The following is a 14,149-nucleotide window of genomic DNA, read 5'->3' on the forward strand; positions in this document are numbered from 1 at the left end:
GGGTTACTCCTTGCTGGGGACTTTGAATACGTGACGCAGGTAAGCGACGAAATTGTCGTCGCGGCATTGGGTCTTGGCCGCCTCGTCGGAGATCTTCGCCACCGGCGAGCCGTTGCAGTCGGTCATTTTAAGCACGATGCTCATCGGCGCCACGCCCGGTATGTCGCAGGTCAGGTTGGTGCCGATGCCGAAGCTGACGTTGATCCGACCGCGCAGGGCGCGGAAGATGCCCAGGGCGCGGGGCAGGTCCAGGCCGTCGGAGAACACCAGGGTCTTGGTCATCGGATCGATGCCCAGCTTGCGGTAGTGGGCGATGGCTTTTTCCGCCCAGGCCACCGGCTCGCCGGAATCGTGGCGCAGGCCGTCGAAGAGCTTGGCGAAATACAGGTCGAAGTCGCCGAGAAACGCATCCATGGTGATGCAATCGGTCAGGGCGATGCCCAGCAGCCCGCGGTACTCGCGAACCCCGCAGTCCAGCGCGGCGATCTGGCTGTCGATCAGCCGTGGACCGAGCTGCTGGTGGGCCATGATCCACTCATGGGCCATGGTGCCCAGCGGCTTGATGTCCAGCTTCCAGGCCAGATCGACGTTGCTGGTGCCAACGAAACGCCCTGGGAAGTCGTCGCGCATCATGCGCACCACCTGCTCCTGCACGCGGCTGGAGAAGCGCCGACGGGTGCCGAAGTCGGCGACCTGCAACTGGCTCAATTCCTCCTCGCTGGCATTGCTACGCAGCCAGTCGAACTTGCGCTGCAACTGCTCGCTCGCCGCACTCAGTGGCATTTGCGGGTGCAGGTGACGGTTGCGCATCTCGCTGATGATCGCCAGCAGCGGCACTTCGAACAGGATCACATGCAGCCAGGGGCCACGCAGGCGCAGGAACAGTTGGTCATGCTCGATGCCCAGGTGCAGGTAGCGCAGGTTGAAGCGGAACAGGCGCAGGAAGCGCAGGAAGTCGGGCTTGAGAAAGCTGATGCGTTCCAGGAACTGCATCTGGCCGTCATCGAGGGTCAGGTCGGCCAACTGTTCGATCTGCTGGCGGATTTCGCTCAAGTAAGGCCGCAGGTCCTCGCCGTTGCGGCAGCGGAATTCCCATTCCACGTCGGCGTCCGGGTAGTTGTGCAACACGGCCTGCATCATGGTGAGCTTGTAGAAATCGGTGTCGAGCAGGTTGTGCACGATGCGCTCAGCGAATGCGCTCTCGCTCATTGAATGGCTCCAGGGCGGCGATTGGCGCTCATTGTGCCAGGGTTCGGCGACTGCGCGGGAATGGAAGCAGAGGTTGCGGGGTTGGTCACAGCCTTGAAACGGTGCCTGTCTGTAGCACTCGTGCACCAGCGGTGTGCACTTCGGTGACGTCGCACCGTTACGCGCAGGTTGCACATGGCTGCCTGTGCTGGTTGCAATGATGGCACCCATGGGTTGCGCCTGTCTGGCGAGGGAGGTGGCGCTTCGCCGGTGCTAGACGGTTGCACGGTCAATAAAGAAACGTCCTACAGGGCGTGGGGCGTTGTCTGAGGCAGCTCTCGTTCCGTCAGATAAAACCGATGGCACGGCCCTTGCTCGGAGCATCGTGTTGATGAAGTTGTAGTGCCAACTAAAAAAACTCTAGGAGCACCACCTCATGTCGCAGACGTTTTACAAGAAAGGTTTCCTGGCACTGGCCGTGGCAACGGCACTGGGTGTTTCTTCGTATGCACAAGCCGACGTGAAGATCGGCGTGGCGGGCCCGATGACCGGGGCCAACGCAGCGTTTGGCGAGCAATACATGAAAGGTGCGCAAGCGGCGGCCGATGTGATCAACAAGGCCGGCGGCATCAATGGCGAGCAGATCGTGCTGGTCAAGGGCGACGATGCCTGCGAGCCGAAGCAGGCCGTGGCCGTAGCCAACCGTCTGGTCGATCAGGACAAGGTGATCGGTGTGGTCGGGCATTTCTGCTCCTCCAATACCATTCCTGCCTCCGAGGTGTACGACGAAGCCGGGGTGATCGCCATCACGCCAGGTTCGACCAACCCGCAGGTCACCGAGCGCGGCCTGTCGGCCATGTTCCGCATGTGCGGTCGTGACGACCAGCAGGGCATCGTCGCCGGCAACTACATCGTCGATGTGCTCAAGGGCAAGAAGGTCGCCGTGCTGCACGACAAGGACACCTATGGCCAGGGCCTGGCGGACGCGACCAAGGCGCAACTGGAGAAGCGCGGCATCAAGCCGGTGCTCTACGAGGGCCTGACCCGTGGCGAGAAGGACTTCAGCGCCGTGGTGACCAAGATTCGCGCGGCCGGTGCCGATGTGGTGTATTTCGGCGGCCTGCACCCGGAAGCCGGCCCTCTGGTGCGCCAACTGCGCGAGCAGGGCCTGAAGGACGTGGCGTTCATGTCCGACGACGGCATCGTCACCGACGAGCTGGTCTCCACCGCCGGCGGCGCCCAGTACACCAACGGCGTGTACATGACTTTCGGCGCCGACCCGCGCCTGCTGCCCGACAGCAAGGCCGTGGTCGAGGAGTTCCGCAAGGCCGGCACCGAGCCTGAAGGCTACACCCTCTACGCCTACGCTTCGCTGCAGGCCCTGGCTGCGGCCTTCAACGGCGCCAAGTCGAACAAAGGCGAAGACGCTGCCAAGTGGCTCAAGGCCAACCCGGTCAAGACCGTCATGGGCGAGAAGAAGTGGGATGCCAAGGGTGACCTGACCGTCTCCGACTACGTGGTCTACCAGTGGGATGCCAACGGCAAGTACCACCAGCTCGAAAAACAACAATAACAACGGCCGCGGCCCGGTCGCCGGAAGGCGCCGGGCCTGGCTGCGCGGTGTCCGTACTTTATCCGTAGATCTGCACAGTCCTGCGCGGCGAGGGTCGTGTCACCCTTGCCCCCGCCGTGGTCGGCGCTCGTGCAATCTCGACAGGTGAGATTGCGTTATGGATGGGATTTTCCTGCAGCAACTGATCAACGGCCTGACCCTCGGGTCGGTCTATGGTCTGATCGCCATCGGCTACACAATGGTCTATGGCATCATCGGCATGATCAACTTCGCGCACGGCGAGGTGTACATGATCTCCGCGTACCTCGCGGCGATCAGCCTGGCATTGCTGGCCTACTTCGGCATCGAGTCCTTCCCGCTGCTCATGCTCGGCACGCTGTTGTTCACCATCGTCGTCACCGGCGTCTATGGCTTCACCATCGAGCGCATCGCCTACAAGCCGCTGCGCAACTCCACCCGCCTGGCGCCGCTGATCAGCGCCATCGGCATTTCGCTGATCCTGCAGAACTACGCGCAGATCAGCCAGGGCGCCCGCCAGCAAGGCGTGCCGACCCTGCTCGAAGGCGCCTGGCGCGTCGACATCGGCAGTGGCTTCGTCCAGCTCACCTACACCAAGGTGTTCATCCTGGTCGCTGCGTTCGCGGGCATGGCCCTGCTCACCTACATCATCAAGTACACCAAGCTCGGGCGCATGTGCCGGGCCACCCAGCAGGACCGCAAGATGGCCTCGATCCTGGGTATCAACACCGACCGGGTGATCTCCTATGTGTTCGTCATCGGCGCGGTCATGGCCGCGTTGGCCGGTGTGCTGATCACCTTGAACTACGGCACCTTCGATTTCTACGCCGGCTTCATCATCGGCATCAAGGCCTTTACCGCCGCGGTGCTTGGTGGCATCGGCTCGCTGCCGGGGGCCATGCTCGGCGGGATCATCCTGGGCATCTCCGAGTCGCTGTTCTCGGGGCTGATCAACTCCGACTACAAGGATGTGTTCAGCTTCTCGCTGCTGGTGCTGATCCTCATCTTCCGTCCACAAGGCCTGTTGGGCCGCCCACTCGTGGCCAAGGTGTGAACATGTCCATTGCCCATACTGCCCCTGTCTCCACCCGCAACGGCTTCGACATCAAGCGCAGCCTCGTGGAAACCCTCGTCGCCGGTCTGCTGGCGCTCATCGTCTTCGGCCCGGTGGTCGGCGTGGTCCTCGACGGCTACAGCTTCAACGCCGAGCCTAGGCGCGTGGCCTGGTTGGTCGGCACCGTGATGATCGGCCGCCTGTTACTCAGCCTGTTCCTGCAAAGCGCCGCCGGCCAGCGCTTGCAGCAGGGCTTCGACAACGGCGGCTCCGGCGTGCACGTGCTGGCGCCCAACTACAAATCGCGCCTGCGCTACATCATTCCGGCGCTGATCGTGATCGCCATCGTCTTTCCGATCTTCGCCAACAAGTACCTGCTGACCGTGGTCATCCTCGGGCTGATCTACGTGCTGCTGGGCTTGGGCCTGAACATCGTGGTCGGCCTGGCCGGGTTGCTCGACCTGGGCTACGTGGCGTTCTACGCCATCGGTGCCTATGGCCTGGCGCTGGGCTACCAGTACCTGGGGCTGGGCTTCTGGAGCGTGCTGCCGCTGGCGGCCATCGCCGCCGCCCTGGCCGGCTGCATCCTCGGTTTCCCGGTGTTGCGCATGCATGGCGACTACCTGGCCATCGTGACCCTGGGCTTCGGCGAGATCATCCGTCTGGTGCTGAACAACTGGCTGTCCTTCACTGGTGGTCCGAATGGCATGCCGGCACCGTCGCCGACCTTCTTCGGCCTGGAGTTCGGCCGCCGGGCCAAGGACGGCGGGGTGCCGTTCCACGAGTTCTTCGGCCTGGAATACAACGCCAACTACAAGTTCCTGTTCATCTACATCGTGCTGTTCCTGGTGGTGCTGGCGGTGCTGTACATCAAGCACCGGCTGACCCGCATGCCGGTGGGGCGCGCCTGGGAGGCGCTGCGCGAGGATGAGATCGCCTGCCGCTCGATGGGCCTGAACCATGTCCTGGTCAAGCTCTCGGCCTTCACCTTAGGGGCGTCCACCGCGGGCCTGGCCGGGGTGTTCTTCGCCACCTACCAGGGCTTCGTCAACCCGTCTTCGTTCACCTTCTTCGAGTCGGCGCTGATCCTGGCCATCGTCGTGCTCGGCGGCATGGGCTCGACCGTGGGCGTGGTGATCGCCGCGTTCGTACTGACCGTAGCGCCGGAGCTGTTGCGCAGCTTCTCCGAATACCGCGTGCTGCTATTCGGCGTGCTGATGGTGCTGATGATGATCTGGCGACCGCGCGGGCTGATCCGCATCAGCCGCACCGGCGTGGTTCCGCGTAAAGGAGTGGCGCCATGAGCGACGACATCATTCTCTCGGTGGACAACCTGATGATGCAGTTCGGCGGCATCAAGGCGCTCAGCGATGTGAGCCTCAAGGTGCGCCGCAACCAGATCTTCGCCCTGATCGGCCCCAATGGTGCCGGCAAGACCACCGTCTTCAACTGCCTGACCGGCTTCTACAAGGCCAGTGGCGGACGCATCGAGCTCCACGCGCGCGGTACCCGCACCAATGTCATCGAGCTGCTGGGCGAGCGCTTCGAAGCGGCGGACTTCTTCTCCCTGCCGCGCTTCGCCAGTCGCGTGTACTACAAGATGTTCGGCGGCACCCACTTGGTGAACCGTGCTGGCCTGGCGCGGACCTTCCAGAACATTCGCCTGTTCAAAGAGATGTCGGTGGTGGAAAACCTGTTGGTGGCCCAGCACATGTGGGTCAACCGCAACTTGCTGGCCGGTGTGCTCAACACCAAGGCCTACCGCCAGGCCGAAAGCGATGCCCTGGACCATGCGTTCTACTGGCTGGAAGTGGTCGATCTGGTCGATTGCGCCAACCGCCTGGCCGGCGAGCTGTCGTACGGTCAGCAGCGCCGCCTGGAAATCGCCCGCGCCATGTGCACACGGCCCAAGATCATCTGTCTGGACGAGCCGGCTGCCGGCCTCAACCCGCAGGAGACCGAGGCCCTGAGCCGCATGATTCGTGTACTGCGCGACGAGCACGACATCACCGTGGTGCTGATCGAGCACGACATGGGCATGGTCATGAGCATTTCCGACCACATCGTCGTCCTCGACCACGGCAACGTCATCGCCGAAGGGGCGCCGCAGGATATCCGCAACAACCCGACGGTGATCGCCGCCTACCTGGGTGCCGACGAAGAGGAACTGGTATGAGTGCACCCATTCTCGAACTCAAGGACCTGGACGTGTTCTACGGCCCGATCCAGGCGTTGAAGCAGGTCTCGATGCACATCGAGGAGGGCGAGACGGTCAGCCTGATCGGTGCCAACGGTGCGGGCAAGTCCACGCTGCTGATGTCGATCTTCGGTCAACCGCGCGCCAGCGCCGGGCAAATTCTCTATCGCGGCACCGACATCACCCGCAAGTCGTCGCACTACATCGCCTCCAATGGCATTGCCCAGTCGCCGGAGGGGCGGCGGGTGTTTCCCGACATGACGGTCGAGGAAAACCTGATGATGGGGACCATCCCCATCGGCGACAAGCACGCCGACGAGGACATGCAGCGCATGTACGCGCTGTTCCCGCGTTTGAAGGAGCGGCGCAACCAGCGGGCGATGACCATGTCCGGTGGAGAGCAGCAGATGCTGGCCATCGCCCGGGCGCTGATGAGCCGGCCCAAGCTGCTGCTGCTGGATGAGCCGTCGCTGGGGCTGGCACCGATCGTGGTCAAGCAGATCTTTTCGACCCTGCGCGAGCTGGCGCAGACCGGCATGACCATCTTTCTGGTGGAACAGAACGCCAACCATGCGCTGAAGTTGTCGGATCGCGCCTACGTGATGGTCAACGGGCAAATTCGCATGACTGGTACGGGGCAGGAGTTGTTGGTAAACGATGAGGTGCGCAGCGCGTATCTGGGCGGCCATTGAACAGGATCCCGCCCTGCTGCGTGGGGCGGGCATCGATGTGGACAACTTGTCGCACGTGCGTTTTCGAGGGCCTTGAGTGCGCCCCGTATACCCAGCGTTACGCGGGTGGGATCTTTTCCACGATTAATGTTGATCTGCCTGTGGAAAACGTGGTGGCACCTCGCTAGACGCCCTATGGATAAAGGGTTTGCGGCAAGTGTTCATTAATTGACCAATTAGATCTTATTCACAGAGCGGTGCTGCTGCAGGCCGTCGTCAGCCGTTCGGAATCCATTCGTCCAGGCTGTGGGTAACTCTGTGGGCAACCACTGGACAGACAGCTGCATCCAGCGTGGTGTGAGCCTCGAACCTCCATGTCAGCGCGCATTGTGGCTGCTCAGGCGGACCGAGAGGCGAGCGTGACCTCGACAATTGCCCCCAATCCGTGGGGAAAGCCCTGTGGATAACATGCGCATAGCCTGAGCCAGCCCTTGCGCCATAAGGCATGCAGGCTGTTGAACATATTTTGACCAGTGACGCTGTGGCTTGTCGCCAGCCCACGCTGAGGGCATGCTGCCACTCCCGTGACGACCCATCTGCAAAGGAGATCAGCATGACGTCCACCGTATTCATCACCGGGGCTACTTCCGGTTTCGGCGAAGCCACCGCCCGCCGCTTTGCCGAGGCCGGCTGGAAACTGGTGCTCACCGGACGGCGCAAGGAGCGCCTGGATGCCCTGTGCGCCGAGCTATCGGCCAAGACCGAGGTGCTGGGGCTGGTGGTCGATGTGCGCGATCGCCAGGCCATGGAGGCGGCAATCGCCAGCCTGCCGCCAAGCTTCGACACGCTTCAGGCCCTGGTCAACAACGCCGGTCTGGCCCTCGGCGCCGACCCTGCGCCGCAGTGCGACCTGGATGACTGGGACACCATGGTCGACACCAACATCAAAGGCCTGATGTACACCACCCGACTGCTGCTGCCCCGCCTGATCGCCCATGGCCGTGGCGCCAGCATCCTCAATGTCGGCTCCGTCGCCGGCAATTATCCGTATCCGGGCAGCCATGTGTATGGCGGCACCAAGGCGTTCGTCGGCCAGTTCTCTCTGAGCCTGCGTTGCGACCTGCGCGGCACCGGGGTGCGGGTCACCACCATCGAGCCTGGATTGTGCGAAAGCGAGTTCTCGCTGGTGCGCTTCGGTGGCGATCAGGCGCGCTACGACGCGACCTACGCCGGTGCCGAGCCGATCCAGCCGCAGGACATTGCCGAGACCGTCTTCTGGGTGCTCAACCAGCCCGCCCACGTCAACATCAACACCCTCGAACTGATGCCGGTGAGCCAGGACTGGGCCGGTTTCGCCATCGACCGCAGCGTCAAGGGCTAGCCACCCCAGGGCGCGGTGCAGACTCCGTGATCTCCTGCGATTCCCGGCGACGCTAAGAAGCCGGCTTGAGGTCGCGGAAGGTCTGGTTGCTGGCCAGTACGCCCTGGCTTTGCAGCATATCGTTGAGAACATCGGCCAAGGCAGCGTCCTCCCGTGTTGCGGCGCCTTTGATGTAGCGCTGCAGGCTCTCCAGGTAGCTCAGCTTGAGCGCATGGAGCGCCTTGTTTTTCTCCATCTTGGCGCCGTCGTGCTGCTTCCTGGTGGCGTCAATTTCATCTTGCAGGTGTTGTTCTAGCGTCTGCTTAGCCATGATCGTTTCTCCATTGGAGAGATGACCCTAGCACCCGCTTGCACAGGCGGAAACTGGTAGAAATGTCAGGTCCAAGCCAGGACTGGGACGCAGGGGTTCATTGCCATTCACCCAATGTGCAGTAGCCCGTGCAAGGCGGTGGCCAGGTGATAGGGCGTGGTCGAGGGCATGTCGTGACGGCTCACCGCGCCGCTGGCGTCGCGGCACTCGTGCCAACCGGCCGGGTACAGGAAGTCGTCCTGCAGGGCTGTCAATTGCTTCACCAGGCGGCGTTCGGCGTTCGACCGCAACGTCAGCGCGCGCAGGTACTCGGCCTTGGCCCAGATGCGCTGCGTGGCGTCGAGCACGCGGCCGTCGATGTCGAGCATCGCCACCACCGCATTGCCTTGCACGCCATGCTGTTCGGCGTAGCTGAAAGCGCGCTCGATGGCCGTGTGCAAGGCACTGTCGCGCAGTAGCGGTGAGGTCTCGAGCAAGAACAACCATTCGAACTGATGGCCGGGCTCGAACCAGTTATCCACAGCCGCCAGCGGCTTCTCCATCATCACGCCATGCGCCGGATCGATGAAGTCACGGTGCAGGGCTGTGCATAACTGCACCAGGGCCTGCTCGACCGCCGTGTCCTCGCGCACTGCCAGGGTTTGAAGAAAGGCTTCGGCCAGGTGCATTTGCGGATTCTGCAGCGGCCCACTTGAGAGATCCGACCAGTCCTCACCCAGCAGCGCCTCGTAGAGTCCATCGTCGCGGGCGAAGCGTTCTGCGATCACCGCCAGGGCAGCGTTGAGGGTCGACTCGACCAGTCCCTCGCGCACCTGCCCCCAGTAATGCGCGCAGGCAAAGGCGATGAAGGCATGCGTGTACAGGTCTTTGCGCCGGTCCAGCGGCGTGCCGTCGGCGGCGATGCTGTAGAACCAGCCACCGTGCTCGGCATCGTGGAAGTGCCGCTGCAGCGAGCGGAACAACGCCGCTGCACGCTCGGCCGCCCCCGGTTGCTCGATGCGGCTGCTGAACAGGTACAACTGCCTCGCGCACGCCATGGCCCGATAGCGCTGCACGGGCAGAGGACGGTGGTCGGCATCGAGCGCCTCGAAGGGCAGGGCCATGTCAGCGTTCCAGCCCGGCCCTTGCCACAGCGGCACGATGCGCGAGTCGAAATGCTCACGGACCTGGGCCAGGCGGTTGGTCAGCTCGGACGGTTCAGGAAGGGACTTGGACATGGCAACGCTCGTGACAATCGGGCAGGTCGCCATGTTAACAGCTAGCGGCAAGCGGCAAGTTGCGAGCGACAAGAAAAAGCCGGGCACTCACTGGCTTGCCGCTTGCCCTATCCCCGATTGCCCAGGCCTTGCCAGTGGCGTGCGCCGACGAAGATGAAGCGCAACTGCTGGGTGATCTTTTCCTGGGGCGTCAACGACTGTGGGCAGGTCGGATCGGGGGTGTCGATCAGCTCGGGCAGGGTCGCGAACACGGTCTTGACCACCAGGTCGGCCATCACCGTCAAGGCGGCGCTGTCCAGGTGTTGCCAGCGTTTCATGCGTGCCAGGTCCGTGGCCAGGTCCGAGCTGATGTCCTCGCGCAGGCGGGCGATGGCTTGGCGTACTGGCTGCGAGCCGCCGTACTGCTCCCGGGCCAGGAACAGGAACTGGGCGTGATGCGCCGCGACGACGTCGAGGAAGATGCGCACCGAAGCGTCGGTGATACCGCCCAGTTCGAATTCGTTGTGCCGCACCAGGCGGATCGTGTGGCGGAAGGTGGCGTCGACCTCGGCCACCAGGGCCAGGCCCAAGGCGTCCATGTCGGGGAAGTGTCGGTAGAAGCCGGTGGGTACGATGCCGGCGGCCTTGGCCACTTCGCGCAGGCTGATGCTGCTGAAGCCACGACCACTTTCCATGAGCTGACAGACCGCATCGAGCAGGGCCAGGCGGGTCTGTTGCTTCTGTTCGGCGCGCGGCAGCATGGGCGGTGAATTCTGAGGCTGTACGGCAGGGCACTCTAGTGAATAAAACGAAGAGCGGTCAATGGCCTGGGATGTCGTCTAGAGAAGGGAGTCGGGGCTGCGTGGCAACCCCGGCATGCTGGCGTGAATAACGTGGGTAGGCTCAAAGCCGTGGGACTGCGTCGCTTCGGCAGCCAACCGCATCAGCTCACCCGGCGGCTGTCGATCAGACGATCCGAGCCACCTTCGGCCACGCGGTCGTTGCGTTCGATCAAGCGATCCGAGCCGCCTTCGGCTACGCGGTCGTTGCGTTCGATCAAGCGATCCGAGCCGCCTTCGGCCACGCGGTCGTTGCGTTCGATCAAGCGATCCGAGCCACCTTCGGCCACGCGGTCGTTGCGTTCGATCAAGCGATCCGAGCCGCCTTCGGCCACGCGGTTGTTACGTTCGATCAAGCGATCCGAGCCGCCCTCTGCAAGGGGGGTCAAGGGTTGCGCGATCACCGTCGAGGTGGGGCGAGCTTCGCCGCTCAAGTGTTGTTCGGCGGCCGGCAGGGCAAAGGCATTGGCGGCCAGAAGGGAAAGACCAAGGCTCAGCAACAGTGGGCGTTTCATGATTCAGTGCTCCTCGTGGGATGCGAAAAGTGGGTACGAGGGCAATGCTACGCTCGGTAACTCAGCAGAGAAGTTCATACGGTCGATGGTAACAATCAACGCCAATGATGTTCGTCGCGGGAGGCTCTAGCGCAGGCTTTTCAGGACGTCGTTCAGCGCGCCGATCAGGTGGCGGGTGGCGTGCATCTGTCCCTGGAACTGGGCAGTGGGTCAGAAAAACTTCGCTATCATGACCGTCATCGATAAAACCCTGCCGGCTTTCGTCAGTCCCAGCTAATGAACGCCAAACGCCGCACCGCTTCAGGTCATGCAGTCAGGAGAGCCCCGCAATGACGCGCCCCACCAGAATCTTCACCTGGATCCTCGCCAGCCTCCTAGCCTTGCTGGTGATACTGGTGGTGGTGATCGCCACCTTCGACTGGAACCGCATCAAGCCGCTGCTCAACGAAAAAGTCTCTGAAGCCTTGCACCGTCCCTTCGCCATCAATGGCAACCTGGCCGTGCACTGGCAGCGCGAGCGCGACGAGGGCGGGTGGCGCGCCTGGGTGCCGTGGCCGCGTTTCGTCGCCGAAGACCTGACGCTGGGCAACCCGGACTGGCTCAAGGCGCCGCAGATGGTCGGTCTGGAGCGGGTCGAGTTCCGCCTCTCGCCCTTGCCGTTGCTGGTTCAGACGATTTCCATTCCGCGCATCGACCTTACCCATCCCACGGCCAGCCTGACCCGCCTGGCCGATGGCCGTGCCAACTGGAACTTCGATTTCGGGCCCAAGGACGAGAACGCCGAACCGTCGAAGTGGGTGCTGGACATCGGCGCCATCGGTTTCGACCAAGGCAATGTTAGCTTCGACGACCAGACCCTCAAGACCCAGATGAAGGTGCAGATCGACCCACTGGGCAAGCCGATTCCGTTCAGCGAGATCGTCGGCAAGGCCAAGGCCGACGAGACCGGCGGCGCGCAGGACTACGCCTTCGGCCTCAAGGCCCAAGGTCGCTACAAAGGTCAGGCGGTGAACGCCACCGGCAAGATCGGTGGCCTGTTGGCGCTGCAGGACAGCCGCCAGCCGTTCCCGCTGCAAGTCGATGCGCGCGTGGGCGATACCCGCGCTGCCGTCGCCGGCACCCTGACCGACCCGCGCAACCTCGGCGCCCTGGACCTGCGCCTGAAACTCTCCGGCAGCAGCCTGGGCAACCTCTATCCACTGACCGGCGTGACCTTGCCCGACACCCCGGCCTATTCCACCGACGGTCACCTCACCGCCAACCTGCACGACGCCGGCGGCGCGCGTTTCCGCTACGAAGATTTCAACGGCAAGATCGGCGACAGCGACATCCACGGCGACCTGGCCTTCGTTGCCAGCCAGCCACGGCCCAAGCTGTCCGGCAAGCTGGTTTCCAACCAGTTGCTGTTCAAGGACCTGGCGCCGCTGATCGGTGCCGATTCCAACGCCGAACAGAAAGCCCGCGGCGGTGCCAGCAAGCAACCCGGCGACAAGGTGTTGCCGGTCGAGGAATTTCGCACCGACCGCTGGCGCGCCATGGACGCCGACGTCACCTTCGCCGGCAAGCGCATCGTCCATAGCGAGCAATTGCCGTTCAAGGACCTGTCTGCCCACGTAGTGCTGGAAGACGGTCTGCTGCGCCTGACTCCGCTACGCTTCGGCGTGGCCGGTGGCAACCTCGATGCCAACATCCGTCTGGATGGCCGCTCGGTGCCGATGCAGGGCCGCGCCCGCCTGACCGCGCGCGGCTTCAAGCTCAAGGAGCTGTTCCCCACCTTCGCACCCATGCAGACCAGTTTCGGCGAGCTCAATGGCGATGCCGACATCAGCGGGCGCGGCAACTCGGTGGCGGCGCTGCTTGGCACCTCCAATGGCGACCTGCGGCTGTTGATCAACGATGGCGCGATCAGCCGCAGCCTGATGGAAATCGCCGGGCTCAACGTCGGCAACTATGTGGTGGACAAGCTGTTCGGCGACGAGGACGTGAAGATCAACTGCGCGGCGGCCGACGTCGGCATCAAGGATGGCTTGGCCAGTACCCGGCTGTTCGTCTTCGATACCGAGAACGCGATCATCTACATCAACGGTACCGCCAACTTCGCTACCGAACGCCTGGATTTGAAAGTCACCCCCGAATCCAAGGGCCTGCGCCTGTTCTCGCTGCGGTCGCCGTTGTACGTGCGCGGCGCGTTCGCCAAGCCCAGTGCCGGTGTGCAAGCGGTGCCCCTGGCCTTGCGCGGGGCAGGCATGGTGGCGTTGGGCGTTGCGGTGGGACCGGCGGCGGGGCTGCTGGCGTTGATCGCACCCAGCGGTGGTGAGCCTAACCAGTGCACGCCGCTGCTAGAGCGCATGAAGGCTGGCAAGGCGCCGGCTGCGGTGAAGTCGAAGAAGTGATGCGCTTGAAGAAGGCTGCAGTGCTAACGCTGTTCACTTGAGATCTGTATTGCGGGCATTGGGGCTGCTGCGCAGCCCATCGCGGCACAAGGCCGCTCCCACAAAAATCCGTGCAAGGCCCTGTTTTCAGGCGTTACGCGGACGTTGTGGGAGTCCAATCCATGCATACCGCTGCTAGAGCGCATGAAGACTGGCAAGGCGCCGGCTGCGGTGAAGTCGAAGAAGTGATGCGCTTGAAGAAGGCTGCAGTGCTAACGCTGTTCACTTGAGATCTGTCGTGCTGGCATTGGGGCTGCTGCGCAGCCCATCGCGGCACAAGGCCGCTCCCACAAAAATCCGTGCAAGGCCCTGTTTTCAGGGGGTACGCGGACGTTGTGGGAGTCCAATCCATGCATACCGCTGCTAGAGCGCATGAAGGCTGGCAAGGCGCCGGCTGCGGTGAAGTCGAAGAAGTGATGCGCTTGAAGAAGGCTGCAGTGCTAACTCTGTTCACTTGAGATCTGTCGTGCTGGCATTGGGGCTGCTGCGCAGCCCATCGCGGCACAAGGCCGCTCCCACAAAATCCGTGCAAGGCTCTGTTTTCAGGCGTTACGCGGACGTTGTGGGAGTCCAATCCATGCATACCGCTGCTAGAGCGCATGAAGACTGGCAAGGCGCCGGCTGCGGTGAAGTCGAAGAAGTGATGCGCTTGAAGAAGGCTGCAGTGCTAACGCTGTTCACTTGAGATCTGTCGTGCTGGCATTGGGGCTGCTGCGCAGCCCATCGCGGCACAAGGCCGCTCCCACAAAAATCCGTGCAAGGCCCTGTTTTCAGG

The 14,149-nt window shown here is 63.1% G+C and carries 12 protein-coding genes; 7 read left to right on the forward strand and 5 right to left on the reverse strand.

Features of this window, described 5'->3' with window-relative positions; genetic code table 11:
* Positions 1 to 3: 3 nt before the first annotated feature.
* Positions 4 to 1,209, reverse strand: a complete 1,206-nt coding sequence (gene pncB / locus Q6A47_RS12550; protein ID WP_304484459.1) for a nicotinate phosphoribosyltransferase — start codon at positions 1,207 to 1,209, stop codon at positions 4 to 6.
* A 415-nt stretch (positions 1,210 to 1,624) separates the two neighbouring features.
* Here pncB and Q6A47_RS12555 point away from each other — a divergent pair, with 415 nt between their 5' ends.
* The 6 genes from Q6A47_RS12555 (at position 1,625) to Q6A47_RS12580 (ending at position 8,082) form a co-directional block, all read left to right on the forward strand.
* On the forward strand, positions 1,625 to 2,761 hold the full coding sequence (locus tag Q6A47_RS12555; protein ID WP_039582890.1) for a branched-chain amino acid ABC transporter substrate-binding protein: 1,137 nt from the start codon (positions 1,625 to 1,627) through the stop codon (positions 2,759 to 2,761).
* Positions 2,762 to 2,918: 157 nt separating this feature from the next.
* Positions 2,919 to 3,833 (forward strand): ABC transporter permease subunit, encoded by a 915-nt coding sequence (locus tag Q6A47_RS12560; RefSeq protein ID WP_029612753.1) that lies wholly within the window; start codon positions 2,919 to 2,921, stop codon positions 3,831 to 3,833.
* 2 nt (positions 3,834 to 3,835) lie between these two features.
* Entirely contained in the window at positions 3,836 to 5,137 is a 1,302-nt protein-coding gene (gene livM, locus Q6A47_RS12565) for a high-affinity branched-chain amino acid ABC transporter permease LivM (RefSeq protein WP_039582891.1), read from the forward strand.
* On the forward strand, positions 5,134 to 6,009 hold the full coding sequence (locus tag Q6A47_RS12570) for an ATP-binding cassette domain-containing protein (protein WP_116887470.1): 876 nt from the start codon (positions 5,134 to 5,136) through the stop codon (positions 6,007 to 6,009). The genes livM and Q6A47_RS12570 overlap by 4 nt, the downstream gene beginning before the upstream one ends.
* Positions 6,006 to 6,722, forward strand: a complete 717-nt coding sequence (locus Q6A47_RS12575) for an ABC transporter ATP-binding protein (RefSeq protein WP_039582895.1) — start codon at positions 6,006 to 6,008, stop codon at positions 6,720 to 6,722. The genes Q6A47_RS12570 and Q6A47_RS12575 overlap by 4 nt, the downstream gene beginning before the upstream one ends.
* 592 nt (positions 6,723 to 7,314) lie before the next feature.
* Complete coding sequence (locus tag Q6A47_RS12580; RefSeq protein WP_080754788.1) at positions 7,315 to 8,082, forward strand: SDR family oxidoreductase; 768 nt, start codon at positions 7,315 to 7,317, stop codon at positions 8,080 to 8,082.
* A gap of 52 nt (positions 8,083 to 8,134) precedes the next feature.
* On the opposite strand, the gene Q6A47_RS12585 is transcribed toward Q6A47_RS12580, so the two are convergent.
* The 4 genes from Q6A47_RS12585 to Q6A47_RS12600 all read right to left on the reverse strand — a co-directional run bounded on the left by Q6A47_RS12585 (position 8,135) and on the right by Q6A47_RS12600 (position 10,942).
* The gene (locus tag Q6A47_RS12585) at positions 8,135 to 8,392 is read right to left on the reverse strand and encodes a hypothetical protein (RefSeq protein WP_304484460.1); all 258 of its coding nucleotides are present in this window, start codon (positions 8,390 to 8,392) and stop codon (positions 8,135 to 8,137) included.
* 107 nt (positions 8,393 to 8,499) lie between these two features.
* Positions 8,500 to 9,609 carry an AGE family epimerase/isomerase gene (locus Q6A47_RS12590; protein WP_304484461.1) on the reverse strand — a complete coding sequence of 370 codons (1,110 nt, stop codon included), beginning with the start codon at positions 9,607 to 9,609 and terminating at the stop codon, positions 8,500 to 8,502.
* A gap of 107 nt (positions 9,610 to 9,716) precedes the next feature.
* Positions 9,717 to 10,349 carry a TetR family transcriptional regulator gene (locus tag Q6A47_RS12595; RefSeq protein WP_029612748.1) on the reverse strand — a complete coding sequence of 211 codons (633 nt, stop codon included), beginning with the start codon at positions 10,347 to 10,349 and terminating at the stop codon, positions 9,717 to 9,719.
* 182 nt (positions 10,350 to 10,531) lie between these two features.
* Positions 10,532 to 10,942 (reverse strand): phage infection protein, encoded by a 411-nt coding sequence (locus Q6A47_RS12600; protein WP_304484462.1) that lies wholly within the window; start codon positions 10,940 to 10,942, stop codon positions 10,532 to 10,534.
* A 329-nt stretch (positions 10,943 to 11,271) separates the two neighbouring features.
* Between Q6A47_RS12600 and Q6A47_RS12605 the strand changes: the two genes are divergently transcribed.
* Complete coding sequence (locus tag Q6A47_RS12605; protein WP_295481533.1) at positions 11,272 to 13,335, forward strand: AsmA family protein; 2,064 nt, start codon at positions 11,272 to 11,274, stop codon at positions 13,333 to 13,335.
* Positions 13,336 to 14,149 lie beyond the last annotated feature (814 nt).

This window comes from Pseudomonas boreofloridensis (genome assembly GCF_030580795.1).
Lineage (GTDB): Bacteria > Pseudomonadota > Gammaproteobacteria > Pseudomonadales > Pseudomonadaceae > Aquipseudomonas > Aquipseudomonas boreofloridensis.